This is a genomic window from Pseudomonas sp. zfem004 (assembly GCF_032621715.1).
Taxonomy (GTDB): domain Bacteria; phylum Pseudomonadota; class Gammaproteobacteria; order Pseudomonadales; family Pseudomonadaceae; genus Aquipseudomonas; species Aquipseudomonas sichuanensis.
The window spans coordinates 104,219-123,518 of sequence record NZ_JAVYJF010000011.1; the positions used below are offsets into that span (position 1 = coordinate 104,219).

Annotated in this window: 18 protein-coding genes; 9 read left to right on the forward strand and 9 right to left on the reverse strand. The window is 65.7% G+C overall.

All coding sequences use genetic code 11. The features are described from left to right. Nucleotides 1–77 precede the first annotated feature (77 nt). The 4 genes from eutC to RTH46_RS14135 form a co-directional block, all read right to left on the reverse strand. A complete protein-coding gene (gene eutC, locus RTH46_RS14120; protein ID WP_153787708.1) occupies nucleotides 78–896 on the reverse strand; it encodes an ethanolamine ammonia-lyase subunit EutC in 819 nt (272 codons plus the stop codon). A gap of 8 nt (nucleotides 897–904) precedes the next feature. Then, complete coding sequence (locus RTH46_RS14125; RefSeq protein WP_316905944.1) at nucleotides 905–2,299, reverse strand: ethanolamine ammonia-lyase subunit EutB; 1,395 nt, start codon at nucleotides 2,297–2,299, stop codon at nucleotides 905–907. A 49-nt stretch (nucleotides 2,300–2,348) separates the two neighbouring features. Continuing rightward, nucleotides 2,349–3,797 (reverse strand): ethanolamine permease, encoded by a 1,449-nt coding sequence (eat, locus tag RTH46_RS14130; RefSeq protein ID WP_125857293.1) that lies wholly within the window; start codon nucleotides 3,795–3,797, stop codon nucleotides 2,349–2,351. Between the two features lie 198 nt (nucleotides 3,798–3,995). Next, nucleotides 3,996–5,513 (reverse strand): aldehyde dehydrogenase family protein, encoded by a 1,518-nt coding sequence (locus RTH46_RS14135; RefSeq protein ID WP_316905945.1) that lies wholly within the window; start codon nucleotides 5,511–5,513, stop codon nucleotides 3,996–3,998. A 268-nt stretch (nucleotides 5,514–5,781) separates the two neighbouring features. On the opposite strand from RTH46_RS14135, the gene RTH46_RS14140 reads away from it, so the two are divergent. The 4 genes from RTH46_RS14140 to RTH46_RS14155 all read left to right on the forward strand — a co-directional run bounded on the left by RTH46_RS14140 (nucleotide 5,782) and on the right by RTH46_RS14155 (nucleotide 10,072). After that, nucleotides 5,782–7,746 (forward strand): sigma-54-dependent Fis family transcriptional regulator, encoded by a 1,965-nt coding sequence (locus RTH46_RS14140; RefSeq protein ID WP_316905946.1) that lies wholly within the window; start codon nucleotides 5,782–5,784, stop codon nucleotides 7,744–7,746. A 66-nt stretch (nucleotides 7,747–7,812) separates the two neighbouring features. Beyond that, on the forward strand, nucleotides 7,813–9,162 hold the full coding sequence (gene mpl / locus RTH46_RS14145; RefSeq protein ID WP_316905947.1) for a UDP-N-acetylmuramate:L-alanyl-gamma-D-glutamyl-meso-diaminopimelate ligase: 1,350 nt from the start codon (nucleotides 7,813–7,815) through the stop codon (nucleotides 9,160–9,162). Then, nucleotides 9,159–9,788 carry a flavin prenyltransferase UbiX gene (gene ubiX, locus RTH46_RS14150; protein WP_153787712.1) on the forward strand — a complete coding sequence of 210 codons (630 nt, stop codon included), beginning with the start codon at nucleotides 9,159–9,161 and terminating at the stop codon, nucleotides 9,786–9,788. The genes mpl and ubiX overlap by 4 nt, the downstream gene beginning before the upstream one ends. Next, nucleotides 9,785–10,072, forward strand: coding sequence for a YceK/YidQ family lipoprotein (locus RTH46_RS14155; protein WP_153787713.1), 288 nt, complete (start codon nucleotides 9,785–9,787; stop codon nucleotides 10,070–10,072). The genes ubiX and RTH46_RS14155 overlap by 4 nt, the downstream gene beginning before the upstream one ends. Before the next feature lie 82 nt (nucleotides 10,073–10,154). Here RTH46_RS14155 and RTH46_RS14160 read toward each other — a convergent pair whose 3' ends face one another. The 3 genes from RTH46_RS14160 to RTH46_RS14170 all read right to left on the reverse strand — a co-directional run bounded on the left by RTH46_RS14160 (nucleotide 10,155) and on the right by RTH46_RS14170 (nucleotide 13,128). After that, nucleotides 10,155–10,799: an oxidoreductase gene (locus tag RTH46_RS14160; protein WP_153787714.1), complete on the reverse strand. Its 645-nt coding sequence runs from the start codon at nucleotides 10,797–10,799 to the stop codon at nucleotides 10,155–10,157. A gap of 26 nt (nucleotides 10,800–10,825) precedes the next feature. Beyond that, nucleotides 10,826–12,559 (reverse strand): C13 family peptidase, encoded by a 1,734-nt coding sequence (locus RTH46_RS14165; RefSeq protein ID WP_316905948.1) that lies wholly within the window; start codon nucleotides 12,557–12,559, stop codon nucleotides 10,826–10,828. Nucleotides 12,560–12,672: 113 nt separating this feature from the next. After that, the gene (locus RTH46_RS14170) at nucleotides 12,673–13,128 is read right to left on the reverse strand and encodes a MaoC family dehydratase (RefSeq protein WP_110993383.1); all 456 of its coding nucleotides are present in this window, start codon (nucleotides 13,126–13,128) and stop codon (nucleotides 12,673–12,675) included. 148 nt (nucleotides 13,129–13,276) lie between these two features. Between RTH46_RS14170 and RTH46_RS14175 the strand changes: the two genes are divergently transcribed. The 3 genes from RTH46_RS14175 to RTH46_RS14185 are packed head-to-tail and all read left to right on the forward strand — an operon-like array spanning nucleotide 13,277 to nucleotide 14,952. Continuing rightward, the gene (locus tag RTH46_RS14175; protein ID WP_153787716.1) at nucleotides 13,277–13,639 is read left to right on the forward strand and encodes a CidA/LrgA family protein; all 363 of its coding nucleotides are present in this window, start codon (nucleotides 13,277–13,279) and stop codon (nucleotides 13,637–13,639) included. After that, nucleotides 13,636–14,352, forward strand: a complete 717-nt coding sequence (locus RTH46_RS14180; RefSeq protein WP_153787717.1) for an LrgB family protein — start codon at nucleotides 13,636–13,638, stop codon at nucleotides 14,350–14,352. The genes RTH46_RS14175 and RTH46_RS14180 overlap by 4 nt, the downstream gene beginning before the upstream one ends. Before the next feature lie 9 nt (nucleotides 14,353–14,361). Next, a complete protein-coding gene (locus RTH46_RS14185; RefSeq protein ID WP_153787718.1) occupies nucleotides 14,362–14,952 on the forward strand; it encodes an LON peptidase substrate-binding domain-containing protein in 591 nt (196 codons plus the stop codon). 99 nt (nucleotides 14,953–15,051) lie between these two features. Here the strand turns inward: RTH46_RS14185 and RTH46_RS14190 are convergent, their stop codons facing one another. Next, complete coding sequence (locus tag RTH46_RS14190) at nucleotides 15,052–16,368, reverse strand: bifunctional DedA family/phosphatase PAP2 family protein (protein ID WP_316905949.1); 1,317 nt, start codon at nucleotides 16,366–16,368, stop codon at nucleotides 15,052–15,054. 3 nt (nucleotides 16,369–16,371) lie between these two features. Then, a complete protein-coding gene (locus RTH46_RS14195; protein ID WP_316905950.1) occupies nucleotides 16,372–17,064 on the reverse strand; it encodes a DNA-3-methyladenine glycosylase in 693 nt (230 codons plus the stop codon). A 297-nt stretch (nucleotides 17,065–17,361) separates the two neighbouring features. On the opposite strand from RTH46_RS14195, the gene RTH46_RS14200 reads away from it, so the two are divergent. Both RTH46_RS14200 and nadD read left to right on the forward strand, forming a co-directional pair. Next, a complete protein-coding gene (locus RTH46_RS14200) occupies nucleotides 17,362–18,633 on the forward strand; it encodes a glutamate-5-semialdehyde dehydrogenase (RefSeq protein WP_316905951.1) in 1,272 nt (423 codons plus the stop codon). Between the two features lie 34 nt (nucleotides 18,634–18,667). Then, nucleotides 18,668–19,294 (forward strand): nicotinate-nucleotide adenylyltransferase, encoded by a 627-nt coding sequence (gene nadD, locus RTH46_RS14205; RefSeq protein ID WP_178125844.1) that lies wholly within the window; start codon nucleotides 18,668–18,670, stop codon nucleotides 19,292–19,294. Nucleotides 19,295–19,300: the final 6 nt, after the last annotated feature.

The window sequence follows — 19,300 nt, forward strand, 5'->3', positions numbered from 1 at the left end:
ACGGCGGATTGCCAGCAGTCATCTGCATGCTGCCTAAAGCAGCCTACAAGTGCAATCCGCCTTCCGTGACATGTTTTTTACCCTTCCCCGAGCAGGAAGTTTCCGTTTTTTTTGCCCGAATGGTCACTTTCAATGCTGTGGACCTCGGCTTCGTCCTTGAGATTCACCCCTGAAAGCTGGCGCTTGCAGGCTTCGCGCATCAGGTACAGCAGGCGATGGGCGGCCATGCCATAGCTCAGGCCCTCCAGGCGCACGTTGGAAATGCAGTTGCGGTAGGCGTCGGTCAAACCGACCTTGGGCGCGTAGGTGAAGTACAGCCCGAGGCTGTCGGGGGAGCTCAGCCCCGGGCGCTCGCCGATCAGCATCACGGTCATGCGGGCCTTGAGCAGCTCACCCACTTCATCGGCCACCGCCACCCGGCCCTGCTCCACCAGCACCACCGGGGCGCTGGTCCAGCCGTCGGCGGCGGCCTGCTCCTCGAAGCGGCTGAGGAAGGGCAGGGTATGGCGATGCACGGCCAGGGCCGACAGGCCGTCGGCGACGACGATGGCCAGGTCGACGCCCGCCGGGTTGGCCTGGGCGTGATCACGCAGTTGCTGGGCAGAGTCCGCGTGCAGGCGCCGGCCAAGGTCGGGGCGCTGCAGGTACTGGTGGCGGTCGCTGGCGGCGCTGTGCAACAGCAGGCTGTCGCGGCCACGCTCACTGAGCTGCTGGCGCAGGCCGGCATGGTCGAAGGGCAGGTGCACGGCATCGCGGGCCTGGGCGTGGGCGTACTGGAAGTCCAGTTGCGCGCTGGTCGGTAGGCTGATGCCGGTACGGCCCAGGGCGATGCGTGCCGGGGTGAGGTTGCGCAGGGCCAGCCAGGGGTTTTGCTCGGTAGGGGTATGTCGGTCCATGGGCGCTCCTAGGCCAGTTGCGCGAGCGCGTGGCGGAAGGCCGGCGGCAGGTTGTCGCCGAAGCGCACACGGCCATCGGCCTGGGTGAAGATGCCGGTGCGTTCGAGCCACGCTTCGAATTCCGGCCCGGGTTTGAGGCCGAGGGTTTGCCGTGCATACAGCGCATCGTGGAACGAGGTGGTCTGGTAGTTGAGCATGATGTCGTCGGAGCCGGGGATGCCCATGATGAAGTTGATCCCGGCCACGCCCAGCAGGGTGAGCAGGGTGTCCATGTCGTCCTGGTCGGCTTCGGCATGGTTGGTGTAGCAGATGTCGCAGCCCATCGGCACGCCCAGCAGCTTGCCGCAGAAGTGGTCCTCGAGGCCGGCGCGGATGATCTGCTTGCCGTTGTAGAGGTACTCCGGGCCGATGAAGCCGACCACGGTGTTGACCAGGAACGGCTTGAAATGCCGGGCCACGGCATAGGCGCGGGTTTCGCAGGTTTGCTGGTCGACGCCGTGGTGGGCGTTGGCCGACAGGGCGCTGCCCTGGCCGGTTTCGAAGTACATCAGGTTTTGCCCGAGGGTGCCGCGCTTGAGCGACAGCCCGGCCTCGTAGCCTTCCTGCAGCACGTTGAGGTTGATGCCGAAGCCGGCATTCGCCGCTTCGGTGCCGGCGATCGACTGGAACACCAGGTCCAGCGGCACGCCACGGTTGATCGCCTCGATGCTGGTGGTGACGTGGGTCAGCACGCAGGACTGGGTGGGGATCTGGTAGCGCTGGATGATGTTGTCGAGCATCACCAGCAGATCGCAGATCGAGGCGATGCTGTCGGTGGCCGGGTTGATGCCGATCATGGCATCGCCGTTGCCGTACAGCAGGCCGTCGAGGATGCTGGCGGCGATCCCGGCGGGTTCGTCGGTCGGGTGGTTGGGTTGCAGCCGCGTGGACAGCCGCCCAGGCAGGCCCATGGTGCCGCGGAAGGCGGTGACCACGCGGATCTTCTGCGCCACCAGCACCAGGTCCTGCACGCGCATGATCTTCGACACGGCCGCGGCCATTTCCGGCGTCAGGCCGGGGGCCAGGGCGCGCAGGCTGTGTTCGTCGGCCTGCTCGCCGAGCAGCCAGTCGCGCAGGCCGCCGACGGTCAGGTGGCTGACCGGGGCGAAAGCCTGCGGGTCATGGCTGTCGATGATCAGCCGGGTGATTTCATCGTCTTCGTAGGGGATCAGCGCTTCGTTGAGGAAGTGCTTGAGCGGGATATTGGCCAGGGCCATCTGCGCGGCGACCCGTTCGCCATCGTTGCTGGCGGCCACCCCGGCCAGGTAGTCGCCCGAGCGTGCCGGGCTGGCCTTGGCCATGACCTCTTTGAGGCTGTCGAAACGGTAGAGCTGGTTGCCCACCGTGTGTACGAAACTTGCCATACAGAATCTCCAGGGCGCCGCAGGGCTGGCCTGCGGCGCGGGTCGACGATCAGTGCAAGGCCTCTTCGGCCTTCTGGATCGCGGCGAATTCCTCTTCCGGCGTGCCGGCCACCAGGTGGTGGCGGCTGTAGAACGCAAAGTAGGCAATCAACACCGCATAGATCACCGCGGCGCCAATCACCACCCGTGGGTCGACCAGGAAGCCGGCGACCACGGCGATGCAGGCCAGCACCAAGGCCACGCCCGAAGTGAAGATGCCACCGGGGGTGCGATACGGGCGCTCCATTTTCGGGCGACGGATACGCAGGGTGATGTGCGCGGCCATCATCAGCACATAGGACAGCGTAGCGCCGAATACCGCCACCAGGATCAGCAGGTCGCCCTGGCCGGTCAGCGACAGGGCGAAGCCGATGATCCCGGGGATCACCAGGGCCAGTACCGGGGCCTTGCTCTTGTTGGTCTGCGACAGTTTGCGCGGCAGGTAGCCGGCGCGGGACAGGGCGAAGATCTGCCGCGAATAGGCGTAGATGATCGAGAAGAAGCTGGCGATCAGGCCAGCCAGGCCGACCAGGTTGACGAAGCCGCCCATCCAGGTGGAGCCGCCGTAGGCTTTGGCCAGCGCCTCGACCAGCGGGTTGCCCGAGGCCTTGAGGGCGTCGGCGCCTGCGCCGCCGGGGCCGACCACCAGGATCAACAGGGCGAAGGCCAGCAGCACCAGCATGGCGCCGATCAGGCCGCGCGGCAGGTCGCGTTTCGGGTTCTTGGTTTCTTCGGCGGCCAGGGGCACGCCTTCGACGGCGAGGAAGAACCAGATCGCATAGGGGATCGCGGCCCACACGCCGACATAGCCGAACGGCAGGAAGCTGCTGGCACCGACAGCGTCGGTCTTGGCGATGTCGAACAGGTTGGCCGCATCAAAATGGGGCACCATGCCAATCAGGAACACCGCCAGGGCGATGGCGGCGACGGCGGTGATGATGAACATCAGTTTCAGCGCCTCACCCACCCCGAAGATGTGGATGCCGATGAAGATGATGTAGAACGCCAGGTAGATCATCCAGCCGCCGATGCCGAACAACGATTGGCAGTAGGCACCGATGAACACGGCGATGGCCGCAGGGGCGATGGCGTATTCGATGAGGATCGCCGTGCCGGTGAGGAAGCCGCCCCAGGGCCCGAATGCGCTGCGGGCGAAGCCGTAGCCGCCGCCGGCGGTGGGGATCATCGAGGACAGCTCGGCCAGCGAGAAGCACATGCACAGGTACATGGTGGCCATCAGCAAGGTGGCGAGGAACATGCCGCCCCAGCCACCCTGGGCCAGGCCGAAGTTCCAGCCGGCGTAGTCGCCGGAAATCACGTAGGCCACGCCCAGGCCGACCAGCAGGACCCAGCCGGCGGCGCCTTTTTTCAGTTCACGTTGCTGGAAATACTCGGAATTGACCTTTTCGAAGTCGACGGAGGAGCTTGCCGGCGCGCCGGCGGAGTGATCGCTTGGCATGGATTCACCTGTTGTTTTTCTTGGTGGCCGGAAGGGTTCCGGGCCTTGGTGATTTGTGTTGCAGGAAGCGAGCCAGAGCGGTTGGGGCCGATTTTCGGGCCGTCGCGGGGCAAGCCCGCTCCCACGACTGCCGTGTGAGGTCGGCGTGGGAGCGGGCTTGCCCCGCGATGGGCTGCGCAGCAGCCCCAATGCACTGTTTTAGAAGAAGCCCAGCGGGTTGATGTCGTAGCTCACCAGCAGGTTCTTGGTCTGCTGGTAGTGGTCGAGCATCATCTTGTGGGTTTCACGACCGACGCCGGACTTCTTGTAGCCACCGAACGCGGCATGCGCCGGGTACAGGTGGTAGCAGTTGGTCCACACACGGCCGGCCTTGATGCCACGGCCCATGCGGTAGGCGCGGTTGATGTCGCGGGTCCACACACCGGCGCCGAGGCCGAACTCGGTGTCGTTGGCAATGGCCAGGGCTTCGGCTTCGTCCTTGAAGGTGGTGACGCTGACCACCGGGCCGAAGATTTCTTCCTGGAACACGCGCATCTTGTTGTTGCCCTTGAGCAGGGTCGGCTGGATGTAGTAACCGGTGGCCAGCGAACCTTCGAGTTGCTCCACCTTGCCGCCGGTCAGCAGCTCGGCGCCTTCTTCCTGGGCGATCTTCAGGTAGGACTGGATCTTGTCGAACTGCTGCTGCGAGGCCTGGGCGCCGACCATGGTGTCGGTGTCCAGCGGGTCGCCGCGCTTGATCTGCAGCACCTTCTTCATCACCACTTCCATGAACTGCGGGTAGATCGACTCCTGTACCAGCGCGCGCGACGGGCAGGTGCACACTTCGCCCTGGTTGAAGAACGCCAGCACCATGCCTTCGGCGGCCTTGTCGATGAAGCTCGGCTCGGCCTGCATGATGTCTTCGAAGTACACGTTCGGCGACTTGCCACCCAGCTCGACGGTGGACGGGATGATGTTCTCGGCCGCGCACTTCATGATGTGCGAGCCGACCGGGGTGGAGCCGGTGAAGGCGATCTTGGCGATGCGCTTGCTGGTGGCCAGCGCTTCACCGGCCTCGCGGCCATAGCCTTGCACCACGTTGAGCACGCCTTTGGGCAGCAGGTCGCCGATCAGTTCCAGCAGCACGGTGATGCCCAGCGGGGTCTGTTCGGCGGGCTTGAGCACCACGCAGTTGCCGGCGGCCAGGGCCGGGGCGAGCTTCCAGGCGGCCATCAGCAGCGGGAAGTTCCACGGGATGATCTGCCCGACCACGCCCAGTGGCTCGTGGATGTGGTAGGCCACGGTGTTCTCGTTGATCTCGGCGGCGCCGCCTTCCTGGGCGCGGATGCAGCCGGCGAAGTAGCGGAAGTGGTCGACGGCCAGCGGGATGTCGGCGTTGAGGGTTTCGCGGATCGGCTTGCCGTTGTCCCAGGTTTCGGTGATGGCCAGCAGTTCGAGGTTCTGCTCGATGCGATCGGCGATCTTCAGCAGCACGTTGGAGCGGTCCTGCACTGACGTGCGGCCCCAGGCATCGGCGGCGTGGGCGGCGTCGAGGGCCTTGTCGATGTCTTCGGCAGTGGAACGAGGAAACTCGGCGATCGGCTGGCCGTTCACCGGCGAGGTGTTGGTGAAGTACTCACCCTTTACCGGAGGAACGAACTCACCACCGATGTAGTTGCCGTAGCGGGTCTTGAAGTTGACCTTGGCGCCCTCGGTACCGGGATGTGCGTAACGCATGGTGTGTCTCCTGGTCTTTGTGATTGTTGCGGAGTTACCAAGCGTAGAGCAAAGGTCGGGCCAGTGCTGGCAGGCCCTTGTAGATCAAAGACTTGGGTCATTTTTCCACGCGGGTCGGCACGGCTCTGTACCAAGGCTGGCACGGGCTGGGTGACACTTTGTACCGTTCATGGCACAGGCGGTGACTCGGTGGTCAGCCAGCATTGCAAAGCGCTCGTGCCTGGAGGATGCTGGCGCAACGCTCTCTATCTGCGGAGAACAACAACAAATGCAGAGCAACCCGTTCAGCCGCCACGCCCAGCAAGTGCTGACTGTCGCCCATGGCCAGGCCAGTGGGCCGGGCAGCGACCCCTCCATCGCCCGCTCCTGGCTGCGTTGCCTGGAGGACTATCACCTCGACCCCGCGCGCGCCCAGGCCCCGGTGGTGCTCGAACACGGCCGCCTGCTGGAAAGCCGCGAGCGCCTGCAGCAGGTGCTGCAGATCGCCGACAACGAGATGAACAGCCTGCACCAGCAGCTGTCGGGCAGCGGGCATGCAGTGCTGCTCACCGATGCTCGTGGGGTGATCCTCAACTGCGTGACCGCACCCAGCGAGCGGCGCATTTTCGAGCGTGCCGGGTTGTGGCTCGGTGCCGACTGGAGCGAAGCGCGCGAGGGCACCAACGGCATCGGCACCTGCCTGGTCGAGCGCCAGGCCCTGACCATCCACCAGGGCGAGCACTTTCGTGGCCGGCATACCGGCCTGACCTGCTCGGCCAGCCCGGTGTTCGACCCCCACGGCGAGCTGCTGGCGGTGCTCGACGTGTCGTCGGCGCGGCCGGACGTGTCGCGCCAGAGCCAGTTCCACACCATGGCGCTGGTCAATCTTTCGGCCAAGATGATCGAGAGCTGTTACTTCCTGCGCCACTTCGAGCAGCAATGGCTGCTGCGTTTCCATCTGCAGGCCGAGTCGGTCGGCTTGTTCAGCGAGGGCTTGCTGGCGTTCGACGGCGACGGGCTGATCTGCGCTGCCAACCAGAGCGCGCTGAACCTGCTGGGCAGTATTCGCGGTGGGGTGCTGGGCAAGCCGGTTGATCGGTTCTTTGCCTGCAGCCATGACGAACTGTTCAGCCGCGCCACGGCGCAAGGCAGTACGGCGTGGCCACTGCATACCCGCGATGGCCGGCAGGTGTTCGCCAGCCTGCGCGGCCAGGCGCGTAAACCTGTGTGGGCGGTGCCGGCGGCATTGCCCCAGGCACGCCAGGCCGTCGAGCCAGGCATCTGCCTGCTCGATCCGGCCTTGCAGCACGACTTTCGCCGGGCGGTGCGGGTCTTCGAGCGTGATGTGCCACTGCTGCTGCGCGGTGAGACCGGCTGTGGCAAGGAGGCGTTCGCCCAGGCCGTGCACCAGGCCAGTGCCCGCCGGCACAAGCCCTTTGTGGCGATCAACTGCGCGTCGATCCCGGAGAGCCTGATCGAGAGCGAGCTGTTCGGCTATCGCGGCGGCAGTTTCACCGGGGCGCGCAAGGAAGGCATGCGCGGCAAGCTGTTGCAGGCCGATGGCGGCACCCTGTTGCTCGACGAGATCGGCGACATGCCGCTGGCGTTGCAGACCCGGTTGCTGCGGGTGCTGGAAGAGCGTCAGGTGGTGCCGATTGGTGGTGAGCCGCAGGCGGTGGATGTGCGAATCGTCAGTGCCACTCACCGTGATTTGCTGGAGCGGGTGCAACAAGGCACATTCCGCGAAGACCTCTATTACCGCCTCAATGGACTTGAGGTGGCTTTGCCGGCGGTGCGTGAGCGCAGCGACAAAGGCCAGTTGCTGGATTTTTTGCTGCGTCAGGAGGCCGAAGGGCAGTCGCTGGCTATCGAGCCTGCGGCGCGTCAGGCGCTGCTCGATTTCGCCTGGCCGGGTAACGTGCGGCAGATGCGCAATGTGCTGCGCACGCTGGTGGCGTTGTGCGAAGAGGGACGGGTCGAGTACCAGGATCTGCCCGCAGTTGTGCGCGTGGGAGCGGGCTTGCCCCGCGATGGTGTCGGCAGGACTTTCGATGTTGCCCGGTCGGACGCCATCGCGGGGCAAGCCCGCTCCCACGATGGTCATGCCCGGCTTGAGAATGCCGAACGCGATGCATTGCTGGCAGTACTGGAAGCCAACCGCTGGCACATGACCCATGTCGCCGAGCACCTGGGGATCAGCCGCAACACCCTGTATCGGAAACTGCGCAAACACGGCATCGCCAGGGCTGGTTGAGCGAAACAGCGGGTGCGATTTCCCGCGCCCTGGGCTACCCTGCGTCGACGTTTTGCGAGGTCGACCATGCACATTCATATTCTCGGTATTTGCGGCACTTTCATGGGCTCGCTGGCGGTGCTGGCCAAGGCACTTGGCCATCGCGTCACCGGCTCGGACGCCAACGTCTATCCGCCCATGAGCACCCAGCTCGAAGCCCAGGGCATCGAGCTCACCCAGGGCTACGACCCTGCACAACTGGAGCCGGCCCCGGACCTGGTGGTGATCGGCAACGCCATGTCGCGGGGCAACCCGGCGGTGGAGTACGTGCTGAACAAGGGCCTGCCTTATGTGTCCGGCCCGCAGTGGCTGGCGGACCATGTGCTGCAGGGCCGTTGGGTGCTGGCAGTGGCCGGTACCCACGGCAAGACCACCACCAGCAGCATGCTGGCCTGGGTGCTCGAACACGCCGGCATGAGCCCGGGCTTCCTGATCGGTGGCGTACCGCAGAACTTCTCGGTTTCCGCCCGCCTGGGCGATACGCCGTTCTTCGTGGTCGAGGCCGACGAATACGACAGCGCTTTCTTCGACAAGCGCTCGAAGTTCGTCCACTACCACCCGCGCACCGCGATCCTCAACAACCTTGAGTTCGATCACGCGGACATCTTCCCGGACCTTGCGTCCATCGAGCGACAGTTCCATCACCTGGTGCGCACCATCCCGAGCGAAGGCCTGGTGATCCATCCGACCACCGAGCAGGCCCTGGAGCGGGTGATCGGCATGGGCTGCTGGACCCCGGTTCAGACCACCGGCGAAGGTGGGCAATGGCAGGCACGCCTGCTCAGCGCCGACGGCTCGCGCTTCGAAGTGCTGTTCGGCGGTGAGGTGCAAGGCGTGGTGGACTGGGAAATGACCGGCCAGCACAACGTCGCCAACGCCCTGGCCACCCTGGCCGCCGCCCGTCATGTCGGTGTGGTGCCGGCCATGGCCATCGACGGCCTCAGTGCGTTCAAGAGCGTGAAGCGGCGCATGGAGAAGGTCGCCGAAGTGCAGGGCGTGACCATCTACGACGACTTCGCCCACCACCCGACCGCCATCGCCACCACCCTCGACGGCCTGCGCAAGCGCGTCGGCGAGGCGCCGGTGATTGCGGTGATCGAGCCGCGCTCCAACTCCATGAAGCTCGGCGCGCACCGCGATGGCTTGCCGGAAAGCGTCAACGATGCCGACCAGGTGATCTGGTATGCCCCGGCCAACCTGGGTTGGGACCTCGCCGCCACGGCGGCCCTGTGCAAGGTGCCCAGTGTGGTCGCCGACAGCCTCGAGGCAATCATCGAACGCGTCAAGGGCCAGGCCCGCCCGGGCACCCATGTGGTGATCATGAGCAACGGCGGTTTCGGCGGCCTGCATGGCAAGCTGGCCGAGGCGCTGAAGTGAACGGGCCGCAACGGATCACCCTGGCGATGACCGGCGCCTCTGGGGCGCAGTATGGCCTGCGCCTGCTCGACTGCCTGGTGCGTGAGGACCGCGAGGTGCACTTTCTCATCTCCAAGGCTGCGCAACTGGTGATGGCCACCGAGACCGATGTGCTGTTGCCGGCCAAGCCCCAGGCAATGCAGGCCTTCCTCACCGAGTACACCGGCGCCGCCGATGGGCAGATCCGGGTGTATGGCAAGGAAGACTGGATGTCACCGGTGGCTTCGGGCTCCGGCGCGCCGGCGGCGATGGTGGTGGTGCCCTGTTCCACCGGCACGCTCTCGGCGATTGCCACCGGCGCCTGCAACAACCTGATCGAACGTGCTGCCGACGTCACCCTCAAGGAGCGACGCCAGTTGATCCTGGTGCCGCGTGAAGCACCGTTCTCCACCATCCACCTGGAGAACATGCTCAAGCTTTCGCAGATGGGCGCGGTGATCCTGCCGGCGGCGCCGGGCTTCTACCATCAGCCGCAGACCATCGACGACCTGGTCGATTTCGTCGTGGCGCGCATTCTCAACCTGCTGAACATTCCCCAGGACATGCTGCCGCGCTGGGGTGAGCATCACCACGGGGTCGACGATTGAGGCGGGTTTTGCTCGGGTTGCTGGTGCTGGCCCAGCTTGGCGGTTGCGCCACGGTGCGCACGCTGGACGCGAACAAGCCGGGCGCCCCGGTGGTGTATGCCGGGACGCGGCTGGACCTGTATGTGATGAATGGCGGGTGTTGCCCGCAAGATCGCTTCGGTGCGCTGGCGCCGGCTTATCCGGGGCTGGACCTGCCGGGGAGCGCGTTGCTCGATACCTTGCTGTTGCCGTTGTCGTTGCTGACGGCGGCGGGGGTTGGCTTCAACGCCACGGGCGGGCTTTAGAAACATCGCGGGGCAAGCCCGCACCCACGAAATGGACCACCGTGGGAGCGGGCTTGCCCCGCGATTGCTTACTGATGGGCGATCACTTCTTGCCCAGCTTGCGCAGTTCGTCCGACTCGACCACCCGAATCCCGTCCTCTTCTTCCAGCGCCAGGCGCCACAGCGCCCGGGCCAGCGTACAGGCCTCGATCCCACGATACTTGCCCGGAATCAGCCGGGAGAACGGCGCCGCGACCATTTCCCCAAGCCTTGGCTCCATGCGCTCACCCAGCAACAGCGAAGGCCGCACAATGGTCAGCTGCGGCCAGTCCTGACCCTTGAGCGCCTCTTCCATTTCGCCCTTGACCCGGTTGTAGAAGATCGATGACTTGGGGTCGGCCCCCAGCGCGCTGATCACCAGCAGGTGGCGTGCACCCATCTCGCGGGCGCGCTTGCTGAAGGCCACGACCATGTCCAGGTCGACCGCACGGAAGGCGTTTTCCGAGCCGGCCTGCTTGAGCGTGGTGCCCAGGCAGCAGAAGGCAATATCGACACGGCCGGCCAGTTGCGGGAGAAACACGGCCGGGTCACCCACCGGGTTTTCCAGGTGCGGGTGCTCGGCCAACGGCCGGCGAGTCGGCGCCAGCACGCGGCTTATGGTGGGCTCGTTGAGCAGGCGGTCGAGCAGGTGTTCACCTGTCAGACCCGTGGCACCGGCAAGCAGGACATGCTGAGGCGTCAAGTACATGATGTCTCTCCCTTGTTACACACAGCTTAGTGGGTGCCAGGTGTTTTTGCCTGTTCGCCCGGTACTGGCTGCGTGCCATTGCGCAAGGCTTGTTCGGCCTGTTGCCGGCGCAGGCGCTGCCAGTGCGTGACCACGGCCGGCGGCGCCCAGAGCTGCGGCTCGGAGGCTTCGAAACCTTCCCTTCTCTCCCGTTCGGCAACACTCTGGCGCGCCAGTTCAAAGGCCTGTTTCAGGTCGTCGGTCTGGTTCAGGGCCTGGGCGAACAGGGCATCGCCGAAATAGGTGAAGTCGGCCTCTTCAGAGCAGCCGAACGATACCCGGTCGGGGCGGGCGGCGGTCATGATCAAGGTCCGGTCGTCCTTGAGTGGGGCGATGTAGCCACCGGAGTAGCAGGCAGAGACAACGATGACCTTGTCGCGGTCCTTGAGGGGGGCGAGGGCGCTGGCCAGCTCGTCGGCGGTCAGGTCGGCCAGTTGCAGGCGCGGCTGGTCGAGCACCAGCTGGTGGTCATGGCTGCCGTGGCTGGTCAGGTAGATGAACACCAGGTCTTCCGGGCCGCTGCGCTCGGCGATCACGCGGGCGGCGCGGGTGAGGTTCTCGCGGGTGGCCATGGGGCGGTCGGCCATATGATCGCGGTGGTTGACCAGGGTCACCTGGCCATGGGCGCCGAAGCGCACCTTGAGCATGTTGCTGACGTAGTCGGCCTCGCGCATGAACACGCTTTGCTGACCATCGCCGGCCACCACCAGGCTGTACAGCTGCACGGGCGGCAGCGAGCGCGGCACCTTGCCCAGGGCTTCGTCCAGCAGCTTGCCCTGGTTGAGCAGGGCAAGGTCGAGCGGATCGGGCAGTAGCTTGCTGTTCTCGTCACGCACGCGCACGCCGTTGCTCCAGTAGCCAGCTTCGACTCGGCCGTCGGGGTGGGTCAGGCGGCCATGGCCCTGGTAGGCGTCGTCGGCGAAGCCTCCTAGGTACTGGCTGCCATCGGCCAGTTGCAGGCTGCCGTTGCCGTTGAAACGCCAGTCACGAAATGCGCCTTTGTAGCGGCTGCCGTCGCTGCCCAGCAGTTCGCCCTGGCCCACCAGCGAGCCATCCTTGAAGTCGCCGATCCACACATCGCCGTCGACATTCTCGTAGCGCCCTCGGCCTTCGAGGTGGTTGTCCTTGAATTCACCGATGTACTGCTCACCGTCGGCGCTGTCGTAGGTGCCGGCGCCCTGCAGTTGGCCGTCGATGAAATGGCCGCTGTACTGGTTGCCGCTGGCATCGCTGCGCACCCCGGCGCCATTGGGCTTGCCTTTGGCGAACAGGCCTTGGTAACGGCTGCCGTCGGCCAGGTCGAGCTGGCCGGCACCGTCGTACTGGTCGTCCTTGAACTGGCCGCGGTAGGTCTGGTCATGTTGCTTGAGGGTGCCTTCGCCGTCGCGGCGGCCGTGCTTGAAGGTGCCGGCGTAGTGGCTGCCCGGGGTGGTGAGGTCGCCCAGGCCCTGGAACAGCCCGGCGGCGAACTGGCCACGGTAGACCTCGCCGTTGCTGCCGTGCCATTCGCCCTGGCCATGCCACTGGCCATCCTTGAAGGTGCCGGCGTACCAACTGCCATTGGGGTAGTCGATGCGCCCCTCGCCCTGCAACAGGCCGTTGACCACCTGGCCCCGGTAGCGGCCGCCATCTGGCAGGCGGGCGTCAGGTGGCGACAGGGGTTCGCCATCGCCGCAGGCGGCGAGCAGCAGGATCAGGGTCAGGGGTAGCAGGGGGCGCATGGCGGGTTCCGGGTCGAACGATGCATGGAGTATGCCGCACAATACGTGAAAGGGTGAATTGGGGCGCTTGTGGGAGCGGGTCAAGCCGCTCCCACAGGTGTTCAGTCAGCCCTTCAGACGAAGCAGAGCGACAGCGGCTCGGCAATGTAGGCCGGTTTCTCTTCACCTTCGATCTCGAGGGTGACGGTGGCCTTGAGCAGCCACTGGCCGGGCTTCTTCTCGATGGCGTCGGTCAGGTCCACCTTCAACCGCACATTGCTGTCGACTTTGACCGGCTGGATGAAGCGCACGCTGTCCAGGCCATAGTTGATCACCATCTTCAGGCCTTCGGGCAGCACCAGCAGGTCCTCCATCAGCTTGGGGATCAGCGACAGGGTGAGGAAACCATGGGCGATGGTGGTGCCGAACGGGGTCTTCGCCGCCTTGACCGGGTCGACATGGATGAACTGGAAATCGCCGGTGGCCTCGGCGAACAGGTTGATGCGTTGCTGATCGATCTTCAGCCAGGCGGAACGTCCCAGTTCCTTACCAACGTACTGCGAAAGCTCTGTAACCGGTACATAGGGCATCGCGACTCTCCAGGTTGTCATTTGGTACGAAGGTGCAAGATCAGCACGGCCAGCCGTTGCAGTCAAGTTATGCCTTTTTCGCCGAATTTCGCCTTATAGCCGCGTGCTTGGCGTGCTTATAATGGCCGCCTGCTTTCAGGAGGTCTTTATGCTGTTGCGTGGGTTGACCTGGCTGGTGCTGTTCCAGCTGCTGGGGACGGCGATCAATCATCTGTGCCTGCCTATCCTGCCCGGGCCGATCATCGGCCTGTTGCTGCTGCTGGCCTTCCTGATGGCGCGCGGTGAAGTGGGCAAGCCGCTCAACGAGGCCGCCAGCAGCCTGCTGCGCTACCTGCCGTTGCTCTTGGTGCCACCGGCCGTGGGGGTGATGGTCTACGCCAAGGACATCGCCGCCGACTTCTGGGCCATCGTCGGCGCCTTGCTGATCTCCTGCCTGGTGACCCTGGTGTTCGTTGGCGTGCTGATGCAGAAGCTGATTCACCGCCAGGGCAAGCGCGAGGAGCTGCCATGATCCTCGACTGGCACGGCGCGCTCGACGCGGTGATCCATCATCCGTTGTTCGGCATCGGTATCACCCTGGCCGCCTACCAACTGGTGCTGGCGGCCTATGAAAAGACCCGTTGGATCTTCCTGCAGCCGGTACTGGTGTCGATGCTGGTGGTGATCGGCGTGCTGCTGGTGTGCGGGATCGACTACGCCGAGTACCGCAAGAGCACCGAGATCATGGGGACGTTGCTGGGGCCGGCTACCGTGGCCTTGGCGGTGCCGCTCTACCTGAACCTGCGACGCATCCGTCAACTGTTCTGGCCGACATTTACTACGCTGGTAATCGGAGGCTTGTTCGCCACGCTGGCCTGCCTGGCGCTGGGCTGGTGGTTCGGCGCCGAGCACATGATCCTGATGACCATGGCGCCCAAGTCGGTCACCTCGCCGATCGCCATGCTGGTGGCCGAACAGATTGGTGGCGTGGCGGCGCTGGCGGCGGTGTTCGTGTTGATCACCGGGGTTATCGGGGCGATCTTCGGCCCGGCGCTGTTGACCCGCTTCGGTGTGCTCAGCCCCGAGGCCCGGGGCATGGCCCTTGGCGTAACCGCCCACGCGGTGGGGACCTCGGTGGCCCTGCAGGAAAGTGATGAATGCGGCGCCTTCGCCGCGCTGGCGATGAGCCTGATGGGGGTGGCCACGGCGGTGTTCCTGCCGTTGGCGGTCAGCCTGGTGGCATGAGGACTTGAGATGACGTTACCGCTGTTTCCCCTCAATACCGTGCTGTTCCCCGGTTGCCTGCTCGACCTGCAGATCTTCGAGGCGCGCTACCTGGACATGATCGGCCGCTGCATGAAGCAAGGCGCAGGCTTTGGTGTGGTGTGCATCCTCGAGGGCGAGCAGGTGGGCAAGGCTCCGCCGGCGGTGGCATCGATTGGTTGTGAGGCGCTGATCCGCGATTTCGTGCAGCAGGACAACGGCCTGCTGGGGATTCGCGTCGAAGGTGTACGGCGCTTCAGTGTCGAGCAGACCGAAGTGCAGAAAGATCAGTTGCTGGTCGGCGAAGTTCACTGGCTGCCGGAGCTGGCCGACAGCCCGCTGGTAGAGCAGGACGATGATCTGCTGGCGCTGCTACTGGCGCTGGGCGAGCACCCGATGGTCGAGGCGCTGGACATGCCGCGTGACGTTGACGGGCGGCAGTCGCTGGGCAACCAGCTCGCCTATCTGTTGCCTTTCATGGAAGAGGACAAGCTCGATTTGCTGGCGATCGATTCGCCGCAGCAACGGTTGGAGGCGATCCAGGCGCTGCTGGAACGGATACAGGGCGAACTGTTCGCCTGAATGCTTCATTGGCCCCTTCGCGGCTGAAGCCGCTCCCACAGGGGCTGCGCATAACCTGTGGGGGCGGCCTTAGCCGCGAAGAGGCCAGTGCAGAGGCCCTCAATACTGATAACGCAGCAACGCCTTCGGCAATGCATGCAGCACAAAGAACGCCAGCAGCGCGGCGCACGCCGGCAGCACCAGCCACCACACCCGTTGCGACAGCGCCGTGAGCGGCTGGCGATACTGCACCAGCGTCAGCCCCAGCGCGCACACGCAACATGCCAACAGCGCCCCGGCCAGGATGTCGGTTGGCCAGTGCGCCCCCAGGTACACCCGCGACAAGGCGATCGCCAGGGCCGGCAGGCAGCCCAGCATCACCCAGGTCAGGCGCATGCGCGGCGGTTGCCCGCGCCCGGCCAGTACCGCCAGCACCAGGAAGAAGGCGAACGCCGCCGAACTGTGGCCGCTGGGCATGCTGTAGCTGGTAAGCGGGTCGCTCAGCACCTCCGGGCGGGCCCGGGCGAACAGCCACTTCAGCGTGCCATTGGCGATCGCCGTGCCAATCAGTACCGAGCCTGCGAACAGGGCATGGCGCCACTGCCGGGCCAGCAGCAACAGCCCGGTCAGCAGGCCGCCGAGGAAGAACTGGGTACGGAAATCGCCCAGGCGGGTGATCATCACCACGGCGCCGTCGAGTGCCTGGCTGCGGTGTTCCTGCACCAGGGTCATCACCCCTTGGTCGAACTCGCTCAGGTACGGCCAGCCGACGAACAGGGCGGCCACCGCCACACCGCTGAGCGCGGCGACCAGGCGGGTAGCGTGGCGCTGGTCGCGGATGCTGCAGTTCAGGCTCAGGCCAATAAACACCGCCAGGGTGCCGACGATGATCCCGGCATCCAGCCAGAACCCTTCGGGCAGCGGCAGGCGCATGGCGGCGCCGGTGGCCCAGCCAGGCAGCAGGTAGGCCACCGACCAGCCGGCACCGGCCACCAGGCTGACGGCGATGAAGCGTGGCAGCGGCATGTCGAACATGCCTGCGACCATCGGCAGCATCGGCCGTAGCGGGCCAATGAAACGGCCCACCAGCAGGCTGGCGATGCCGTAACGCTGGAAGTAGGTCTCGGCGCTGCCGATCCATTCCGGGTGGCTGCGCAGCAGCGGCAGGCGGCGGATGTTCTGGTGGAAATACTTGCCCACGGCATAGGAAATGGCATCACCCAGCAGGCCGCCGAGGAAACCCAGCAACAGGGTTTCGCCCAGGCTGAAAGCGCCGCTGCCGGCCAGCACGGCGACCGCGAACAGCAGCACGGTGCCGGGCACGATGATGCCGGCGATCGCCAGGCATTCCACGCAGGCCACCACGAAGATCGCCAGGCCCAGCCATTGCGGGTTGGCGCCAAGCCAGGTGGTCAGGCTGTCGAGCCATTGGCCCATGGGTCAGTTTCCTTGTTCGAGAATGAAGAAGTCTTGGCCTTCGACCTGGCCGCGGCGCAGTGGGTTGCGCGTGCAGTGGCGGGCGTATTCGGCGTCGACGAACCGATAGGGCAGGTGCTCGTCACGGCCCTGGGGGATCCCCAGTCGGGCGGCCTGCAGCACCCGGGGCACGCGGATACCGCAGTCCTCGACGTACAGCCGTTCGGGGTCGAAGCGCTGGGCGTCCCAGTGCGGCACCTTGAGGCCCATGGCCCGGCACAGCAGGGTCTGGCCGTTGCACAGGCGTTCGGGCGGGCGCAGGTTGCCACTGGCGTCGGGGTTGTTCAGTTGCATCTGCGCCAGGCTGTTTTCGTCGGACAGCGCGTCGACCCAAGGGTAGGCGGACTTGATCAGCACCGCGTTGCCCGGGCCGTGGGCGCTGAAGTTCAACGAGTCGCCGCCGCGGGCGTAGTACATGTAGATGTGCCCGCCATCGAGGAACAGCGCCTTGCGCTTTTCGGTATAGCCCAGGGACGCGTGGCTGCCTTTGTCGGTGAGGTAGTAGGCCTCGGTCTCGATGATCCGCGCCGCCAGCCAGAGATTGCCGTGGCGATGGCGGATCACCTTGCCGAGCAGGTCGCGGGCGAGGGTCTGGGCGTCGCGGTCGAAAAAGCTGTCGGGCAGGGCGCGGGCCGGGCAGGGGGCGTGTTCGGGCATGCGGACGGTTCGTGGCGGTAAAGGCGCGGATGATAGCAATGAATGGCTTAATCGAGGCTGAATCGGTGTGGTCCCATCGCGGGGCAAGCCCGCTCCCACGCAGACGCCCGATACCCGGTGAACGCGTGGGAGCGGGCTTGCCCCGCGATGGATGTGAGAAAATTCCGATACGGGCGGTTACATCTTTCCTACACCTCGACGCCCACCATTTTCTACCATCCGCCACCCACCGCTGGGCGTACCGAAGCGCGCCAGTTATAATCAGCCGATTTCCCCTTTCGCCAAGACACCGAGCCCATGACTGAGTCCGTTCTTGACTACATGACCCGCCTGGGTCACGCCGCCCGTGAGGCCTCGCGGGTCATCGGCCGTGCCAGCACCGCGCAGAAGAACCGCGCCCTGCAGGCCGCCGCCGACGCGCTGGACGCCGCCCGCGACGCGCTCACCGCAGCCAATGAACAGGACCTTGCCAACGGCCGTGGCAATGGCCTGGAGCCCGCACTGCTCGACCGCCTGGCACTCACCCCGGCGCGTATCGACGGCATGATCACCGGCCTGCGCCAGGTGGCCAGCCTGCCGGACCCGGTCGGCGCCATGCGCGACATGAGCTACCGCCCGTCGGGCATCCAGGTCGGCAAGATGCGCGTGCCGCTGGGGGTGATCGGGATCATCTACGAGTCGCGCCCCAACGTGACCATCGACGCCGCCAGCCTGTGCCTCAAGTCGGGCAACGCCACCATCCTGCGCGGCGGCTCCGAAGCCATCCACTCCAACCGCGCCATTGCCGCCTGCATCCAGCGTGGCCTGGCCGAGGCCGGCCTGCCGCCGGCGGTGGTGCAGGTGGTCGAGACCACTGACCGCGCCGCGGTGGGCGCGCTGATCAGCATGCCCGAGTTCGTCGATGTGATCGTGCCGCGCGGCGGCCGTGGCCTGATCGAACGCATCAGCCGCGACGCGCGAGTGCCGGTGATCAAGCACCTGGACGGTATCTGCCACGTCTTCGTCGACGAGCACGCCGACCTGGACAAGGCCTGGCGCGTTGCCTTCAACGCCAAGACCTACCGCTTCGGTATCTGCGGCGCCATGGAAACGCTGCTGGTCGACCAGCGCGTGGCCGAGCGCTTCCTGCCGGAAATGGCCCGCCGCTTCCAGGAAAAGGGCGTCGAGCTGCGCGGTTGCCCGCGCACCCAGGCGATCATCGACAGCCAGCCGGCCACTGAAGACGACTGGCACACCGAATACCTCGACGCGATCCTGTCGATCCGTGTGGTCGACGGCCTGGAGCAGGCCATCGAGCACATCAACCACTACGGTTCGCACCACACCGATTCGATCATCACCGAACACCAGGGCCAGGCCCGGCGCTTCATCGCCGAGGTCGACTCGGCGTCGGTGATGCTCAACACCCCGACCTGCTTCGCCGACGGCTTCGAGTACGGCCTGGGCGCGGAGATCGGCATTTCCACCGACAAGCTGCATGCCCGCGGCCCGGTCGGCCTGGAAGGCCTGACCTGCGAGAAGTACGTGGTGATCGGCGACGGCCAGCTGCGCGGCCAGGAGTCCTGCTGAGTTGAGCAAGGCGGTGGCAGTGCGGCGCGTCGGCATGCTCGGCGGTACCTTCGACCCGGTGCATATCGGTCACCTGCGCAGTGCGCTGGAAGTGGCCGAGTTCATGCACCTGGACGAGCTGCGCCTGCTGCCCAACGCCCGCCCGCCGCACCGCGATACGCCGCAAGTGGCGGCGCAGGACCGGCTGGCCATGGTGCGCAGCGCCGTGCAGGGCGTCGGCTGCCTGAGCGTGGATGCCCGCGAGCTGGCGCGCGACAAGCCGTCGTACACCATCGATACCCTCGAATCGGTGCGTGCCGAGCTGAACGAGCACGACCAGTTGTTCCTGATCATGGGCTGGGACGCGTTCTGCGGCCTGCCCAGCTGGCACCGCTGGGAAGAGTTGTTGCAACACTGTCACATCCTGGTGCTGCAACGCCCGGATGCTGATGTCGAACCCCCTGACGAGCTGCGCAACCTGCTGGCGGCGCGCTCACAGAACGACCCCACCGCCATGTCCGGCCCGGCGGGGCACATTTCGTTCGTCTGGCAGACGCCGCTCGCGGTGTCCGCCACGCAGATCCGACAGCTGCTGGCCAGCGGCAAGTCGGCGCGGTTCCTGGTGCCGGACGCAGTACTGGCCTACATCGAGGCGCACGATCTGTATCGTGCGTCCAACTGACGGCGC